Raw genomic sequence first — 17,339 nt, forward strand, 5'->3', positions numbered from 1 at the left:
AATCATTACCCCAAGTAAAAAGGAGCGTAAGCATATGAAAAAGATGATTAATAATCCAGATGATGTAATTGATGAATTAGTGGATGGTTATGTTATTGCATATCCAGACTATATTCGTCGTACTGAGTTACATCAACGTGCACTTATTGGTAAAAAACGTAACCCCGATCGTCAAGTAAGTATATTGATTGGTGGAGGTTCAGGTCACGAACCAGGATTCTTAGGGTATGTTGGTGCAGGAATGGCAGATGGAGTAGCTGTAGGAAACATATTTGCATCACCTTCACCGATACCAATACAGGCAGTGACAAAAGAGATAGATGATGGTCATGGTGTTTTATATATTTATGGTAATTATGCTGGCGATTTGATGAACTTTGAAATGGCAAGCGAAATGACTGAAATTGAAGATGACATTGAGACTGCAGTTGTGATTGGCAATGATGATGTAGCATCGTCTAAAGATATCGATGATCGTAGAGGAATTGCTGGAGAATTATTGGTGTATAAAGCTGCGGGTGCTGCGGCTGATTTCGGCTATGATTTAGATGAAGTGAAACGTATTGCACAATTAGCAAATGATAATACAAGGTCTATGGGTATCGGGTTAAATCCATGCTATTTGCCTCAAACGGGCAAACCTAGTTTCGATTTAGAAGAGAATGAAATGGAAATTGGATTAGGTCATCATGGAGAACCTGGTATTGAAAAAACAACAATAAGAACGGCACAGGAAACCGTACAAGTGATTATGCAAAATATCTTAAAAGAAGGACTATACCAACAAAATGACGAAGTTGTTGTATTGGTCAATGGTTTAGGTGCTACATCTCAGATGGAATTATATATTATCAATAAAGAGGTAGCTGCAATTTTAAATGAACGAAATATTAAAACGTATAAAACTTATATAGGTAATTTTATTACATCGATGGAGATGGGTGGATTTTCAGTTACATTAATGAAAGTTGATGAAACGTTAAAACGCTGTATTTCACATCCTGTTGATTGTCCAAATTTTAAAGAAGTGTAAGGGGGTAGAATTCATGACAGTTTCTGGTCAGGCATTTAAGCAATATATTATAAAGCTTACTGAACTATTTGAGAATGAGAAAGATACACTATGTGAACTCGATAGAAAAATCGGTGATGGTGATCATGGTGTCACTATGAATATTGGATATCAAGCAGTCAAACAAGAAATTAATAATGAACTGCAAAGTCAAAATGATATAGCCAAAATTAGTGTTGCAGTAGGCAAGACGTTCTTAGATGCAGTTGGTTCATCAGTTGGTCCACTCTATGCTTCTGGATATTTAAAGGGGGCAGTAGCAGTAAAAAACAAAGACAATTTAGATGATGCTGCATTATATGATTTTTGGATTGCGTTTAGCAAAGGGATTAAGGCCAGAGGGAAGGCTGAAATCGGAGACAAGACGATGATTGATACATTAGAACCATTTTTTGACTCGTTAGAACAATCCAAAAGTAAGGGTGAGTCATTTGAAGTTGGATTTGATAAAGGATTGATAGCTGCCAAGCAAGGTATGGAAAGTACCAAAGATATTATTTCCAATAAAGGTAGATCAAAGCGTTTAGGTTATCGTTCGCAAGGACATATTGATCCAGGAGCAATGTCTGCTTATCTTATGCTAGAAACGTTTAAGCCATTTGTTGCCTGAAAATTGATACAAGGAGGAATAAACAATGAAAATAGCAATTGGAGCAGACCATAATGGATATGATTTAAAGGAAGCGGTAAAATCACACGTAGAACAATTAGGCCATGAAGTTGAAGATTTTGGTTGTCATCATTGTGCCGAAACGGATTATCCAGATGTGGCATTAGAAGTGGGTAAGAGTATTCAACAAGGTAATAATGAACGAGGTATTTTAATTTGTGGTACTGGTATTGGTGTTGCAATTACTGCTAATAAATTAAATGGTATACGTGCAGCTTTGGCACATGATTACTATTCTGCTGAACGTGCACAGTTAAGCAATAATGCACAAATTCTAACAATGGGTGCACAAATTATTGGTATTGAAGTTGCAAAGAAAAATGTCGAGGCGTATTTGAATGTAAGTTGGGAAGGTGGTTCTCAGCGTAAAGTCGATAAGATTGATGAGATTGAGGCACATGAAAATACGTAACCGAAATAAAATGAAACAAGGTTCCTACTAGACATAATTAAATCTTTATTGAAATGTTTATGTATCTAAAATATTACTCTTTTAGACTAAAATAAAATCGATAATTTTTACTGTGAAAATGTAAAAATTATCGATTTTTCTATTATTATCAAATTGATTAGCACTTAGTTCTGTTATTTTTCTTATAGTGAAAGCCATTAATGCAAATCCATGTTTACGTTTTGCATTTGTTACTCCGCGTAGTGACATGCGAGTGAACTCTAAAATAGCCTTCAAGAATCCAAAAACAGGTTCTACATCAAGTTTTCGTTGACTGTAGATGTTTGTGTTTCTGGTGCTGAAAGCTGTTGATATACTTTAGATTTGAAATATTCCCAATTATAATTCCTCAAAATTGTTTTATTAGATTTCGAATGATGTTTCATACATTGGTTACGTAGTGGACATCCTGAATAATATCACATTCATATAATTTGAAATCTCTTTTAAAACCATATCTATCATTACGATAAGCGTATCTATTAAATTCAAATTTCTTACAATTAGGATATTTAAATTCATCATTTTTCCAATTTGTCCGATATCATTTTCAAGTATAATTATTTCAGTTTCTATTGGTAGAGTTAATTGAGACATGTTGTAATATTTATACATATGATGACTTATTTTCTTGCGATAGTACATAATCTGGTTAACTTTTATAAAATGTTAGAAGTTGTTATACATAGGATTATTCTCAAGTACGCTAAGACAATGTACAATGAAATTGAATATAGCCTTATATTGTTTTAAAGATATGAAACATTACGGTAGGACTGTTTGATAAGTTTGTTTAATTGTCACTTTATTTTAATACAACTTATCCTATAATGTATTTAAGGAGGCGTAAAGATGCGCAGAATTTTGTATGCATTTTTAATTTATACTATTTTAGGCTTACTTAGTGGGTTCTATTACAGGGAACTAACGGTAGCACATCATTTCACAGGAGATACACAGTTGGTGGTAGTACATACGCATACCTTAATCTTGGGAATGTTTATGCATCTCGTATTATTACCTATCGAAAAAGTATTTAAATTAAGTAGTTATTATTTATTTAATTGGTTTTTCGTTATATACAATTTAGGTGTATTAGCGACAATAGGAATGATGTTTATGAAAGGTACATACCAAGTTATTGGACTGAAGGTTCCAGAGACATTTGCCGGATATACAGGTATAGGCCATACGACATTAACCGCAGGGTTTATATTATTATTTTTCTTATTAAGGAATGCAATTGTAAAGGATCCACGCGATTAATTTCAAATTTATTTACGTATCATCAAATATTAGCCTAGTTTCTAGATTTTTAATAGAGACTAGGTTTTTTAAAATTTTTTACAATTCGAGTAATATTATAAAAATTTAGAATTACTAATAGTTAGATATTGATAATCATTATCAATTATAGGATAATAGCATTATTAGTGGAGTAGAAATTGGGAGGAATTTTTAATGGATGACGTGATAATAATTGGTGGAGGACCTGCAGGACTATTTGCGAGTTTTTACTCAGGGTTAAGAGGTATGGATGTAAGAATTATTGATATTCAAGACAAATTAGGTGGTAAGATGCATGTTTATCCTGAAAAAATCATTTGGGATATTGGTGGCTTAGCACCTAAACCATGTTATGAAGTAATACAAGATACAATCAAGCAAGGTTTATATTTTGATCCGAAAGTTAATCTAGAAGAGCGTGTCATAGATATCAGAAAGGTCTCTGAACAACATTTTGAAGTTGAAACCGATAAAGGCAATATATTTGACGGGAAATCAGTTATTGTTGCGATTGGTGGAGGCATTATAAATCCTAAGCAACTAGACATTAAAGATGCTGAGCGTTATAAATTAACTAATCTTCACTATGTAGTGCAATCATTGAAACGTTTTAAAGATAAGAATATCTTGATTTCAGGAGCAGGTAATTCCGCTTTAGATTGGGCGAATGATTTAAGTGGTTATGCTAAAAGTGTAACGCTTATTTATCGTAAAGCAGATATTAAAGGCTATGAAGCAATGAAAAAGGTTTTAGCAGAACTCAATGTGCGAAAAATGCCTAACACACATATTCATCAACTGATTGGTGATGAAACCCAAACTAGAATAAGCAAAGTAGTGCTTGAAGATATTGAAACAAAAGAGAAAATAGAAGAGTCATTTGATGAAGTGATTATTAGTCATGGATTTGATGTAGAGAATACATTGCTTAAACAATCATCTGCACAAGTTGATATGTTTAATGAATATAGAATAAAGGGCTTTGGAAATACATCTACAAGTATAGATGGATTATTTGCTTGCGGCGACATTATTTATCATGATGCTAAAGCACACCTTATTGCAAGCGCATTTAGTGATGCTGCAAATGCAGCAAATTTAGCTAAAGTCTATATAGAACCGGAAGCTAAACCTGAAGGCTTTGTTTCAAGTCATAATGAAGTGTTTAAATCTGCAAACCAAGTAGTTATGAAAAAATATTTATAATCGTTTATTGTATTTAATATAGACGATATAAATATATAAGGGGGATAATAAGTGATAGAAGTTAGATATGAATATCCACAAGTTAAAGCGTATTGTGATTTAAGATTAGCAGCAGGAATGAGTGGCAAATCTCTAGAGGCAGCAGAGAAAGGATTACCTAATGCACTTTTCAATGTTACATTATATGATAATGAGCAGTTAATTGGTATGGGTAGAGTTATTGGTGATGGTGGGACAGCATTTCAAATCATCGATGTCGCTGTAGCACAAGCTTATCAAGGACAAGGTCATGGTAGAACTATAATGGAAGAAATAATGTCTTATATCGAATCGATAGCTGAACAAGGTTCTTATGTGAGCTTGATTGCAGATTATCCAGCAGATAAATTATATGAAAAATTTGGATTTATAACGACTGAACCTCGCTCTGGTGGTATGTATATTAAGTATTAAAACATAACTACAGGTTATTTAAATAGTTATTAGCTATATTGTATTTCACAGGTAACAACTTAGATTAAATATAAGGGGTTCTGATTATTAATTACAAAATGTGACAATTATTTGAATCCCAAAGTAGAATGATTCGAATTTAAAATTATTATATTAAGGTTTAATAAACGTACAACTTAGTAATCACTGTAAGGGTGATAGGCGTGGTTGTGCGTTTTTTGTATGGTTAAATATTGACAATAATTGATCAGAAATGAAAATGATGATAAAAAGAAATTATCAATTATAAGTATAAATTATCAATAATTATCGAATAGTTATAGATTTATATCTCAACTCATGTATAATAGTTTATAATAATTATAAATTAGTAATTATTATAAAGAGATATTTAATATCGAATATAAGGCTTGAATAATCAGTTGGAGGTATAAATATGAATAATAAATTAACGGGACTCTTTGGAGCGCCTGTGTCTGATAGAGAAAATAGTATGACAGCTGGTCCGCGTGGTCCATTAGTAATGCAAGATATTTACTTTTTAGAACAAATGGCCCATTTTGATAGAGAGGTTATTCCTGAAAGACGTATGCATGCCAAAGGGTCAGGTGCTTTTGGAACATTTACAGTAACGAATGATATTACTCAATATACATCTGCAAGTATCTTTTCAGCAGTAGGTAAGCAAACGGAAATGTTTGCAAGATTTTCAACGGTAGCTGGAGAAAGAGGTGCAGGGGACGCCGAGCGTGATATTCGTGGTTTTGCATTAAAGTTCTATACAGATGAAGGAAACTGGGATTTAGTTGGAAATAATACACCAGTGTTCTTCTTTAGAGATCCAAAGTTATTTCCTAGTTTAAATCATGTCGTTAAACGAAATCCAAAAACGAACATGAAAGATCCAGAAGCGAATTGGGATTTTTGGACACTATTACCGGAGGCATTGCATCAAGTTACTATTTTGATGACAGATAGAGGCATACCTAAAGGTTATAGAAATATGCATGGATTTGGTTCACATACATATTCTATGTACAATGCACAAGGTGAACGCGTGTGGGTTAAATTCCATCATCGTTGTCAACAAGGTATTGAAAATTTCACTGCAGAAGAAGCGGAACAAGTGATTGCCAAAGATAGAGATTCATCACAACGTGACTTATTTAATAATATTGAGGATGGTAACTATCCAAAATGGAAAATGTACATTCAAGTCATGACGGAAGAACAAGCTAAAAATCATAAAGATAACCCATTTGACTTAACGAAAGTTTGGTATAAAGATGAATATCCACTAATAGAAGTGGGTGAGTTTGAATTAAATAGAAATCCTGAAAACTATTTCCAAGATGTTGAACAAGCTGCTTTTGCGCCAACAAATATAGTGCCTGGTATTGATTTTTCACCAGATAAAATGCTACAAGGTAGACTATTTTCATATGGTGACACGCAACGCTATAGATTAGGTGTTAATCACTGGCAAATTCCAGTGAACCAAGCAAAAGGTGTTGGTGTTGAGAACCTTTGTCCATTTAGTAGAGATGGTCAAATGCGCATATTAGATGACAATCAAGGTAGTAAGACTCATTATTATCCAAATAGTAAGGATGCATTAGAAGATCAACCACAGTTCAAGAAACCTGGACTAGCTGTACAAGGTGAAGCTTATGAATATAATCATAGAGAAGACGATGATAATTATTTTGAACAACCTGGAAAATTATTTAGACTATTAAGTGAAGAGGAACAAACTACATTATTTAATAATACTGCAAATGAAATGGCACCAGTAAGTGAAACAATTAAGCATAGACATATTAAACATTGTTATCATGCAGATCCTGCTTATGGTGAAGGGGTTGCACGAACTATGGATATTGATATCTCAGATGTAGATTTGACCTTATAAAAATAGTAAAGGAGCATATAAAATGATATTAGATAAAGTGAATCCAGCAGATTTATTTCCTACTGAAAAGCAAGGACCGTCCGTATTAGGGAATATGCCTTATCCAGTAAATGGCGAAGTTAAAGTATTCGAAGCAGCTTATATTGCGACGAATGAAAGATTGATATTGAATGTCGATATGGCAGGCGAATTTTACTATAGAAACATTGGTTATGATGAAGTACAAGCCATCGATGTCACTGAAGGAACATTAAATATTACATTTAGTATTGGAACATTTCAGATGAGTGATATGGATGATAAGAGGTTAGCAGATTTCGTCACTTATGTTAAAGAAAAGATTGTTAGTAAATAATAAGATCTTAATAACTCACATTTATTACAGAGAAATAATTAAAGAGTAAACGTAAAAATTTGATGATGAAAGCTATAAATAGACATAGCATATTCCCTATTTTATTATTAGTACATTGACTATAGTCAATTACACGAAGTTAAGATATAAACGCTAAAAGCGTCAGGGACATTCGCGTTTCAGACTAAAATAAAATCGATGATAAATGATCTGTGATTTTATTTAAATCTTCATCACTTAACTCGTTATGGATTTCTTGTTTTAACTCTAGGATAATTTCTGATTCAATTAATTCATTATTAAATTCTTATTTTTTGTAGTAATAACATATAAGAACTGCGTATTGTTTGCGAGACACTTGAGGGAATAGGGTGATTGTAGAGATCGAGTTTCGCCCCAATCCTCTAGGTAAGCAAACAATGACAATACTTAGTATTGATATAAATAATAAGCCCATCAAAGATTTAAAATCTTTGATGGGCTTAATGCTGGGTATTTATCTCCCAGTCTTATTTTATATACAATACTATGAAATATTGACAAGGTTACTTGAGTGACCTTTCTATTAACAGTCTAAAACTAACATTTTTTCTTTCAAAGCAGTTTGCCAATAGAGCTCATAATAAAATATTTAATGTGCAGAGCATGTTATTTATTTTCCTCAATTTGTGCATTTGTTGCACTTGTTCTTGAACGTAAATCAGCTTCAATTTCTTCTAAACTACGGCCTCTTGTTTCAGGCAGATATTTAACAACAAAGATTAATGCCCCAATACCAATAATTGCAAAGATTAAGAAGACTTGTTCAACAGATAATACTTCAGTCAAAATTGGGAAGAGTTGAGCCACTAATAAACTTCCGATTGACAATACCAATGCTGCAATACCTGTCGCAGCACCACGTGCACGCATAGGGAACAACTCAGGAAGCATAACCCATAATACTGGACCCCAAGTGAAACCAAAGAAAATAATAAATAATGTTAAACATAGGATGATAATCCAAGCTGACGCATGAATACCTATTGTCCAAATCAATATTGCCATGATTAATAATGAAGCGACCATGCCAATGTTACCAATTACTAATAAACGTTTACGATCAACTTTATCAATAATCATAATTGCAATAATAGTAATCAAAACGTTAACTGTCCCAATACCAACTGTACCTAAAATTGAAGTAGCATCCCCAAGTCCTGCCTTACTAAAGATTGAAGGAGCGTAATAAATGATTGCGTTTATACCAATGATTTGTTGGAATAAGGCAAATATACTACCTATTATTAGCGTTGGTCTTAACCATGGTGACTTCAAAACATTCCATGTACTTTCAGAAATACGATTGATTTCTTTCATATCTGCGATTTCTTTATCTATTTCGCTTTCGCTAAACGTTAATCGCATCACGTCACGCGCAGCTTTTTCACTTTTATGCTCAAGTAACCATCTAGGGCTTTCAGGCATAAATGCAACACCAATTAATAAAATCAATGAAGGTAATACCGCTAAACCTAACATCCATCTCCAACCTTCAATTGGTGTAAATGCATAGTTGATTAAATATGAAGAAAGGATACCAATTGTTATCATTAATTGGTTTAATGAACTAAGTGAACCACGTTGTTCAGTAGGCGCCATTTCAGATAAATATACAGGTACGATGGCAGTAGAACCACCGACAGCTAATCCGATAACTAAACGACCTAATACAAGTATTGGCATTGAAGGTGCTAATGCTAAGATTAATGCCCCAACGATATAGACGATTGCAACAATGAATACAACGCGTCTTCGTCCAAGTCTATCGGACATTGGACCACTGGCACCCGATCCAAATATCGCACCAACCAACATGGATGATACAACTAATCCTTCTGTAATACTGTTTAATGGTATGTCATCTCTTATAAATAATAATGCACCTGAAATTACTCCCATGTCATAACCGTAGAGTAATCCTCCCAAGGCACCTAGGAAAAAGATGAGCTTCTTATTAACTTTAATTCCCATATAGAACCTCCTGATTGTTTTAGACAAAGATAAGTATACGCTTTCATAAAAAGGTTGTAAATATTAAAGAATAAGAATTTTATTTATTGTCAGATATTTATATGCAATTCTAGCCTTATTTGATTTGATTTTAAAAGTGTAAAATAAACAGAATTATTAATGGTAAGTATTGTGATTTTGTAGAGGGTATTTGTCTAAAATATGTTTAATTTTAGGAAATGGAAAAGCAACTTAATTTAATAAGTTATGATTAATAGTAATGAAGTGATAGAACACGAGGAGTAGAGAAAGAACTATAATGAGATTTTAAATTCAAACTTATAAATGATATGCATAAGGGTTACAACTATAAGTTAGATTGTTGCTTATATTTTTAGAAACCTTCCGTATATAACTTAGACTAAGTTATAAACTAGGGAAGCGTCTTGAGCTCGATACTTATTTACTTTATCTAATGATACGTAAACACTATTCGCACTTGAAATTTTACACATCAAAAAATAAGACACACAGCTAATTTAATAAATACATTTAAACTAAATTAACGAGGTGTCTTATATATCAACTTGTGAATCTTTAATATATTTAAGGAATTTGCTTTAGTTAAAGCATATAATGAATCAATAACTAAGCTTCAAAATCAATAATGATACGTCCAGAATTTTTATGTTCTAGGACATTATTAATATGTGTTTCAATGTCATCAAACTTAATCGTTTGTTTAATATCATGTAATTGAGCTGGCTTTAAGTCTCTAGCTAATCTTCTCCAAATATGTTTACGTACTTTCATTTCAGTATAAACAGAATCAATACCAATAATGTTTGCACCTCTTAATATGAAAGGAAAGATAGAACTATCAAAGTGATTTCCACCAGTCATTCCAATCACAGCTACACTACCATCATAATCTAAGTGTTTGATAAGTTGTGATAGTGTATCCCCACCGATTGGATCAATCACAGCTTGCCATTTACGGCTGCCAAGTGGTTTGTCATCAGTTTTTGTTATACGTGAGATAACTTCTCTTGCACCTAATGCTTTTAATTGTGCTTCTGCGTTGTCTTTTCCTGTACTTGCAATTACTTTATAACCAATCGCATTTAACATCATTACAGATAATGTACCTACACCGCCTGTAGCGCCACGTACCAATACTTCTTTATTTTCAACAGACAAGCCGTTATGCTCTAATTTTTCAATGGCAAGTCCTGCAGTATAGCCCGCAGTACCATAGATCATTGATTCTTCTAAAGTTAAATCTTTAGGTAATTGAACGATTTGTTCTTCTTTCACACGAGCATATTCACTAAAGCCACCAAAACGACTTGTACCTAAATCATAACCCGTTACGATAACTTCATCACCTGGGTTGAATGCAGGCGTGTCGGATTTTTCAACAACACCAGCTAAATCAATACCTGGAATCATAGGATATGATTGTACAATTTTAGAATTAGCGACTGTAGCTAAAGCATCTTTATAATTGATACCTGAGTATTTAACTTTAATCAATACTTCTCCTTCAGGTAAATCATCTATAGTTAAATTTTTAATTTGATTCGTTACTTTGCCGTCTTGTTCATCGACTACAAAGGCTTTAAATGTTTCAGTCATTGCCTTATGGCACTCCCTTTTATATGTAATTTTTATATGAACAATTAAAAAACACTAACCACTTTATCATGTAATTGAATATTACACAATATGGCTAAATATCAATGTTTTTAGGTAAGCGCTTTTATTTTAAAATTAATTTCTAAACAATATTATTTCAAACTATAACAAATATTTTGTTCCATTAATAGTAAAATAACATGGAAATATTATGATATTTCTTTATTGAAATGTACATTTTGATTTAATATATATAAAGAAAATAAAAAAGGGGATAGCACAATGGCATTTCAAATAGAAGCAGTTAAAGAATCAGAGTTAGATATATTAAGAGATATTAGTATCAAAACATTTAAAACAACGTTCGAGAATGGTGGATATTCTGAAGATGACTTTAATCAATATTTTGAGGAAGCATATAATATTGAGACATTAACACAAGAATTGAAAAATGAACACTCCTATACTTATTTTTATAAGGAAGATGGGGAAGTTACAGGTTACTTTAAATTAAATATTCTTGAAGCACAAACTGAAGATATGGGTGAAGAATATCTAGAAATACAACGTATTTACTTTTTACCTCATGCTCAAGGTGGCGGAAGAGGTAAAGATATTATTGAATTTGCTGAAAATAAAGCAAAAGAATTAAATAAAACAAAAATTTGGTTAGGTGTGTGGGAATATAATGAACCTGCATTAAAATTTTATACAAAGCATGGTTTAAAAGTGGTTGGAAGACATGAGTTTCAAACAGGTAGTGTAGTTGATTCAGATTTGGTAATGGAGAAAAAGTTGTAAAGCGTTTTCAAAATATAGTATAGTAAAAATACACTAATAATTTGATTTTACTAAGAACAATCTGGAAAGTTAATTTAATGTAATAGTTAGTTAAACTTTATTTAGTTTATATCATTTTTTTATAAAAATCGGAGAAATTTCCAATAAAAGCGTTTATTTATCTTTTTGTAAGTGAATAACGTTACTATACTCATCGAGATATGCATATTGAATGATGATTATTTACATATCTAGTATGAGTATGAAAACTATTAGGAGGTTTTTCAAAAAAATGAAGAAATTTTTAGCTGGTTTTCTTACTTTATCTTTAGCACTTGCAGCATGTTCAAATGGTAGTGACGAAGGTAGCAAAAAGGACGAAGGTTCTGAAAAGGCAAAAACTGAAGAGAAAGCAAAAGACAAAGCTAAAGACAAAACTGAAGAATCAAAAGATAGTTCAGATAGTAAATCAAGCGATGATAGTTCAAGTAGTTCAGATAGCTCGAATAGTAAATCAAGTGACAGTAGCTCAAGCAAATCGGATGATACATCAAGTAGCCAATCAAGTGATAGTGGTTCAAGCAATTCAAGTGATGATACATCAAGTAGCCAATCAAATGACAGTGGTTCAAGTAATTCAAGTGATGGCTCATCAAGTAGTCAATCAAGTGACAACGGTTCAAGCAATTCAGGTGACAGTTCAACAAGTAGTCAATCAAGTGACAACGGTTCAAGCAATTCAGGCGACAGTTCAACAAGTAGTCAATCAAGTGATAGTGGCTCAGGTGGTACTGAATCATAATTATAGAATTGTTTAATGAAGTAGTTGGGGCTTATTGGCTCTAACTACTTTATCTTCATCAAAGTGTAAAACAATAAAGTAAAGGTGGTCTTCAATCATGAAAAAACTATTAGCAGGTTTCTTAACTTTATCTCTAGCATTAGCTGCTTGTTCAAATGGCAGTGACGATGGCAGTAAAAAGGATGACAGCTCAAAGGATAAGCAATCAACAGACGATAAGTCAAAAGATTCTAAGAGTGATGACAAGAAGAGCAATGATAGCTCTGACAAAGACTCAAGTAAAGATTCTGACAAAGATTCTAGTAAAGATGGAAATAGTGACAGTGACAAAAATGGAGGCGCTTCTGATTCAGATAGTGCAAGTAATGATTCTGATAGTCAATCAGGGGACAATGCTTCAAACAATGATGATAATGCAAGTGAAAACAGCAATAGTAACAGTGCTGATACAAGTTCAAATGCGAATGGTGCTTCTTCAGCATCAACAGATCAAAATGGTGCTTCTTCAAATGGAGCAGCAAATAGTAATGCAAATGATTCAGCTGCATCAACAGCTAATTCTAATAATAGTGGATCACAATCACAGTATGTGGCGCCATATCAAGGACAGAATGCAGTACCAGTATCACAAAATATTGCTTCTGGAAATGTAGATTCACAGACAGCTTTACAAAGTTTACCGAATTTCCAAAATTCATTAGAGCAAGCAACTGCTGAAATTAATGCACAAAATGGACAAAACAATCCGTACAACGATTATAGTATTGAGGGTAGCGATGGTAATTACAGCTATATCTTTAGTTTCCAAAACCAAGCACAACCGGGAACGTACTCAATTGTAACAGTTGATCAACAAGGTGTAGTGAGAATTGTGGATCCTGCATACCAACAATAATTTGGAAGTAATAAAGTGTGAAACTTTATGTTCCCAATCATTAAAAAGATGGTTTCCTTTAACTAAAGGAAACCATCTTTTTGTATGACATAATATTTAATTATGATTTTTTAATCGCTTTCTGAATCAGGTGTGATAATGTTTCGAAAGCATGATTATCTTTGTTTACAAAGGCATTGTTATGAATTTCGGTCATTTGATAACTAATTAAATCATTTAATAATGCCTTTGAATCGCTATAACGTACTGTTGCAAGTGAATGCATTACATCATCATACACACCACGTTCGTCAACATATTTTGCATGATTTGGCGTATATTGACAAACCACCTTATCAATTGTTAAAGCATCAAAGATGATGGATGAATAGTCCGTTAATACGATATCAGAAACAAGTAATAAATCCTGAATTTCAATATGACTAGGCGCTATGATTGCATTTTCTGGAACATAGTCAGATGTATCTTCAATATGTCCTTTGAAGACAACATTATATTTATTTAACAGACCATCACTAATCGGTAGTAAATCTGCATGATCTCCATTTGCTTTCCAAGTAGGAGCATAGAGTAACATAGGCTTTTCTGGATCTAATTTTAATTCTTTCTTAATAAATGATAAGTAAGGTTGATCACTTTGTTTATCAAGTAAATAGCGAACACGAGGGTAACCGCAATTTAATAAATTTGTTTGTTGCTGTGGGAAAGCTGTTTTAAAGTAGTCGATAATTTCCTCGCAATCACATACAAAGTAATCTTGTTGCAACCATTTGTTGTATTTTCGCGCACGATAATTATAAATATTTAAATTTTGATAGGGTTCTGGACTATCTAAAAATAACCTTTTGATTGGTGTACCGTGCCATAATTGTATGATTGTGCCGTTTGGTTTGAGGTCATCTGGAATATAACTCTCTAATATAACAACTTGGGCCGTTTCGATTAATGATTTTGTATTAGGATCATTTGGCTTAATAAAGTTAGGACCATTTACATCTTCTGTTACAAAATAAATCGGTAATTTATTAAAGTGCTTTGCAAAATGATTAAATAGATAGCGCGAATTACCTCTAAAGCCATAGTCAAAACCTAAAAAGACGATGTGATTTTGTAACTTTGAACGATCTTTTGTATAGATATAACTTTGGGCATGGTGCTTATTAATGGAATGTTGCTGAATTGGATTGAATATCCAATGTGGTAATTTAAAATTAAACGAATTTAATAATTTATCGGTAAATCTCATATCCTCTGGTGCTAACGTAGCGTTCCCTTTGAAAGGTGCTTTATGCTCATGCAGATATGCTAATTTATTTAAATTGAAAGCTGTGGTGTTTAATGGTTCAAAATGATGCACAATTTCCCACACAGAATCACTTGTCTTAAATCCTTTTTTAAAATCAAATACGACATGACTATCAGTAGCCACATCTTCTTGTAGCAATGATAATAAGGCCAAATCAAATATTTTGGTAATAGTATACTGCTGCAATAGTTTTAAGCTCGTTTCAATATGAAATATTACATTTGGATAATGATTAATATTTTCTATCCAATCATTAAAATTTATCATTGATTTACCAAAATAATGGCAGTCATTTATATATTGTTGATTCACTGTATAGTCAGCAACAATTGTACAAGGCTTGAGTTCAACAGCTTTAAACATATTCTTATATAATTTAATATTTTTGTTTACGACTACAAAATGAGTGTAGCCTTCTTGTAATGACTTATTTAATTGTTGTTCTGATAAGTCCCACGTTTCAAGTTCAAATTGTTTTATCATGTTAAATCCCTCTGCATAAATGTTATTGAGCTTATTTTACCATGTAGCACAAATTAGATAAAATCATCCCCTTAAAAACAAGTAGAAAATAAGTGTTATGGAACAAAATATAAGATTATATGTTGATTTTTAAAGATGCTTTTGCATTGTCTAAAATAGTTGGTAAAAAACTATTTAAAAATTTAAAAAAACAGTTGTATTCATTAAAAGTCATGTTATAATAAACTTGTGAAAAAAATCACAAACAAAACTGAAACAACTGCTAGCTAAGTTTTAAACTATAGAGAAAGAAGAAGTGAGTCAAAATGTTTGTAGAAAGTTTTAACCCGTTTAATAACGTTATATTATCAAGTATTATAGCAGCAATTCCTATTGTCTTATTTTTATTATGTTTAACTGTTTTTAAAATGAAAGGTATTTACGCAGCGATTACTACAGTCATAGTGACATTAGTTATTGCAATTGGTTTATTTAAATTACCGATACCTATAGCATCAGGTGCAATGATTGAAGGTGTTTATCAAGGTATTATTCCGATCGGTTATATTGTTATCATGGCAGTATTACTTTATAAAATCACAAATGAGAGTGGGCAATTTAAGACAATTCAAGATAGTATTGCCAATATCTCTCAAGATCAACGTATACAAATCTTACTAATTGCCTTTGCATTTAATGGATTTTTAGAAGGCGCAGCTGGATTTGGTGTTCCAATTGCAATTTGTGCATTACTCTTAACACAACTCGGTTTCCAACCATTAAAAGCAGCAATGTTATGTTTAATTGCGAATGCTTCAGCAGGTGCATTCGGTGCGATTGGTATACCAGTACAAATCATTGATACATTGAATTTATCTGGAAACGTAACAAGTATGCAAGTTTCACAGATTTCTGTATTAACATTGGCTATTGTAAATATGTTTATTCCATTTTTATTAATCTGGATAGTAGATGGTTTTAAAGGTGTCAAAGAAACGTTACCAGCAATTTTAGTTGTTGGCATTAGCTATACAATTACGCAAGCAGCAATTACTGTGTTTATTGGACCAGAATTAGCAGACATTATTCCACCATTAGTTGCGATGGTTTCATTAGCGCTATTTTCTAAAAAATTCCAACCTAAACACATCTTTAGAATTCAAAGTGATGTGGCACCAACTATGCCAACGAAACATAGTGTTAAAGCGATTGCTTATGCATGGAGTCCATTCTATATTTTAACAATTATCGTTATGATTTGGAGTTCACCGCAATTTAAAGCATTATTCCTTCCTGGAGGTGCATTATCTTCACTTGTTGCCAATATTACAATTCCAGGCACATATAGTGATATAGCAAAGAAAAGTATTATTTTGCCATTTAACTTTATTGGCCAAACAGGTACTGCAATTTTACTAGTTATTATCATTACGGTTTTAATGTCTAAAAACGTGCACTTCAAAGATGTAATTCGCCTATTTAAAGTAACATTTTTAGAGTTGTGGTTATCTATTCTTACAATTTGTTTTATTTTAATAATATCTAAATTAATGACATATGCTGGATTAAGTATGGCTTTAGGAGAAAGTATTGCGAAGACAGGTGCGATGTTCCCATTATTATCACCAATACTTGGCTGGTTAGGTGTATTTATGACTGGTTCAGTTGTTAACAACAACTCACTCTTTGCACCAATTCAAGCTTCAGTAGCACAGAATATAGGAACAAACGGTGCGTTGTTAGTATCTGCAAATACAGTTGGTGGTGTTGCAGCTAAATTAATTTCACCACAATCCATTGCAATTGCGACAGCTTCTGTTAAAGAGGTAGGTAAAGAATCAGAATTATTGAAAATGACATTGAAATACAGTGTTGCGATGTTAATCTTCATCTGCGTATGGACATATATATTAAATTTATTCTTATAATGAAATGTTAATACCACAAGTGATTGCTAACGTTTAATAGAACATAAGCATTTATAAATGCAGATTAAGAAAATAAAATAAGACCAACGGAATGTTGTATTTTTGAAAATATACAAGACACTTCGCAAAT

Annotated in this window: 15 protein-coding genes and 1 pseudogene; 12 read left to right on the forward strand and 4 right to left on the reverse strand. The window is 32.4% G+C overall.

Annotated elements, in window-relative coordinates:
• The first annotated feature begins 34 nt into the window (after positions 1-34).
• Genes JN168_RS02765 through rpiB form a run of 3 tightly spaced genes read left to right on the forward strand, consistent with a single transcriptional unit; the run spans position 35 to position 2,154 of the window.
• Entirely contained in the window at positions 35-1,033 is a 999-nt protein-coding gene (locus JN168_RS02765; RefSeq protein WP_279526163.1) for a dihydroxyacetone kinase subunit DhaK, read from the forward strand.
• Between the two features lie 13 nt (positions 1,034-1,046).
• Positions 1,047-1,682, forward strand: coding sequence for a dihydroxyacetone kinase subunit DhaL (gene dhaL / locus JN168_RS02770; RefSeq protein WP_042739302.1), 636 nt, complete (start codon positions 1,047-1,049; stop codon positions 1,680-1,682).
• Positions 1,683-1,707: 25 nt separating this feature from the next.
• Positions 1,708-2,154 (forward strand): ribose 5-phosphate isomerase B, encoded by a 447-nt coding sequence (gene rpiB / locus JN168_RS02775; protein WP_042739303.1) that lies wholly within the window; start codon positions 1,708-1,710, stop codon positions 2,152-2,154.
• A gap of 81 nt (positions 2,155-2,235) precedes the next feature.
• Here the strand turns inward: rpiB and JN168_RS02780 are convergent.
• Positions 2,236-2,728: pseudogene (locus tag JN168_RS02780) on the reverse strand (transposase); the annotation flags it as partial.
• A gap of 317 nt (positions 2,729-3,045) precedes the next feature.
• On the opposite strand from JN168_RS02780, the gene JN168_RS02785 reads away from it, so the two are divergent.
• The 5 genes from JN168_RS02785 (at position 3,046) to JN168_RS02805 (ending at position 7,406) form a co-directional block, all read left to right on the forward strand.
• Positions 3,046-3,459, forward strand: a complete 414-nt coding sequence (locus JN168_RS02785) for a DUF2871 domain-containing protein (RefSeq protein ID WP_107512738.1) — start codon at positions 3,046-3,048, stop codon at positions 3,457-3,459.
• A gap of 195 nt (positions 3,460-3,654) precedes the next feature.
• Positions 3,655-4,686, forward strand: coding sequence for an NAD(P)/FAD-dependent oxidoreductase (locus JN168_RS02790; protein WP_279526164.1), 1,032 nt, complete (start codon positions 3,655-3,657; stop codon positions 4,684-4,686).
• A 117-nt stretch (positions 4,687-4,803) separates the two neighbouring features.
• Positions 4,804-5,139 (forward strand): GNAT family N-acetyltransferase, encoded by a 336-nt coding sequence (locus JN168_RS02795; protein ID WP_253955181.1) that lies wholly within the window; start codon positions 4,804-4,806, stop codon positions 5,137-5,139.
• 436 nt (positions 5,140-5,575) lie between these two features.
• On the forward strand, positions 5,576-7,051 hold the full coding sequence (locus JN168_RS02800) for a catalase (RefSeq protein WP_279526165.1): 1,476 nt from the start codon (positions 5,576-5,578) through the stop codon (positions 7,049-7,051).
• 22 nt (positions 7,052-7,073) lie between these two features.
• Positions 7,074-7,406 (forward strand): hypothetical protein, encoded by a 333-nt coding sequence (locus JN168_RS02805; protein WP_232139457.1) that lies wholly within the window; start codon positions 7,074-7,076, stop codon positions 7,404-7,406.
• Positions 7,407-8,054: 648 nt separating this feature from the next.
• Here JN168_RS02805 and glcP read toward each other — a convergent pair.
• Both glcP and JN168_RS02815 read right to left on the reverse strand, forming a co-directional pair.
• Complete coding sequence (glcP, locus tag JN168_RS02810) at positions 8,055-9,419, reverse strand: glucose transporter GlcP (RefSeq protein ID WP_232139459.1); 1,365 nt, start codon at positions 9,417-9,419, stop codon at positions 8,055-8,057.
• A 627-nt stretch (positions 9,420-10,046) separates the two neighbouring features.
• A complete protein-coding gene (locus tag JN168_RS02815; protein WP_042739310.1) occupies positions 10,047-11,036 on the reverse strand; it encodes an acrylyl-CoA reductase family protein in 990 nt (329 codons plus the stop codon).
• Between the two features lie 282 nt (positions 11,037-11,318).
• On the opposite strand from JN168_RS02815, the gene JN168_RS02820 reads away from it, so the two are divergent.
• The 3 genes from JN168_RS02820 (at position 11,319) to JN168_RS02830 (ending at position 13,513) form a co-directional block, all read left to right on the forward strand.
• The gene (locus tag JN168_RS02820; RefSeq protein WP_042739311.1) at positions 11,319-11,837 is read left to right on the forward strand and encodes a GNAT family N-acetyltransferase; all 519 of its coding nucleotides are present in this window, start codon (positions 11,319-11,321) and stop codon (positions 11,835-11,837) included.
• Between the two features lie 271 nt (positions 11,838-12,108).
• A complete protein-coding gene (locus tag JN168_RS02825) occupies positions 12,109-12,618 on the forward strand; it encodes a hypothetical protein (protein ID WP_232139461.1) in 510 nt (169 codons plus the stop codon).
• A 97-nt stretch (positions 12,619-12,715) separates the two neighbouring features.
• Complete coding sequence (locus JN168_RS02830) at positions 12,716-13,513, forward strand: hypothetical protein (protein ID WP_042739312.1); 798 nt, start codon at positions 12,716-12,718, stop codon at positions 13,511-13,513.
• Between the two features lie 100 nt (positions 13,514-13,613).
• Here JN168_RS02830 and JN168_RS02835 read toward each other — a convergent pair whose 3' ends face one another.
• Positions 13,614-15,302 (reverse strand): CDP-glycerol glycerophosphotransferase family protein, encoded by a 1,689-nt coding sequence (locus tag JN168_RS02835; RefSeq protein WP_107513064.1) that lies wholly within the window; start codon positions 15,300-15,302, stop codon positions 13,614-13,616.
• 305 nt (positions 15,303-15,607) lie between these two features.
• Here JN168_RS02835 and JN168_RS02840 point away from each other — a divergent pair, with 305 nt between their 5' ends.
• On the forward strand, positions 15,608-17,209 hold the full coding sequence (locus tag JN168_RS02840; RefSeq protein WP_232155391.1) for an L-lactate permease: 1,602 nt from the start codon (positions 15,608-15,610) through the stop codon (positions 17,207-17,209).
• Positions 17,210-17,339 lie beyond the last annotated feature (130 nt).

Origin of the sequence: Staphylococcus gallinarum (assembly GCF_029774255.1) — a bacterium.
GTDB classification, from domain to species: Bacteria; Bacillota; Bacilli; order Staphylococcales; family Staphylococcaceae; genus Staphylococcus; species Staphylococcus gallinarum.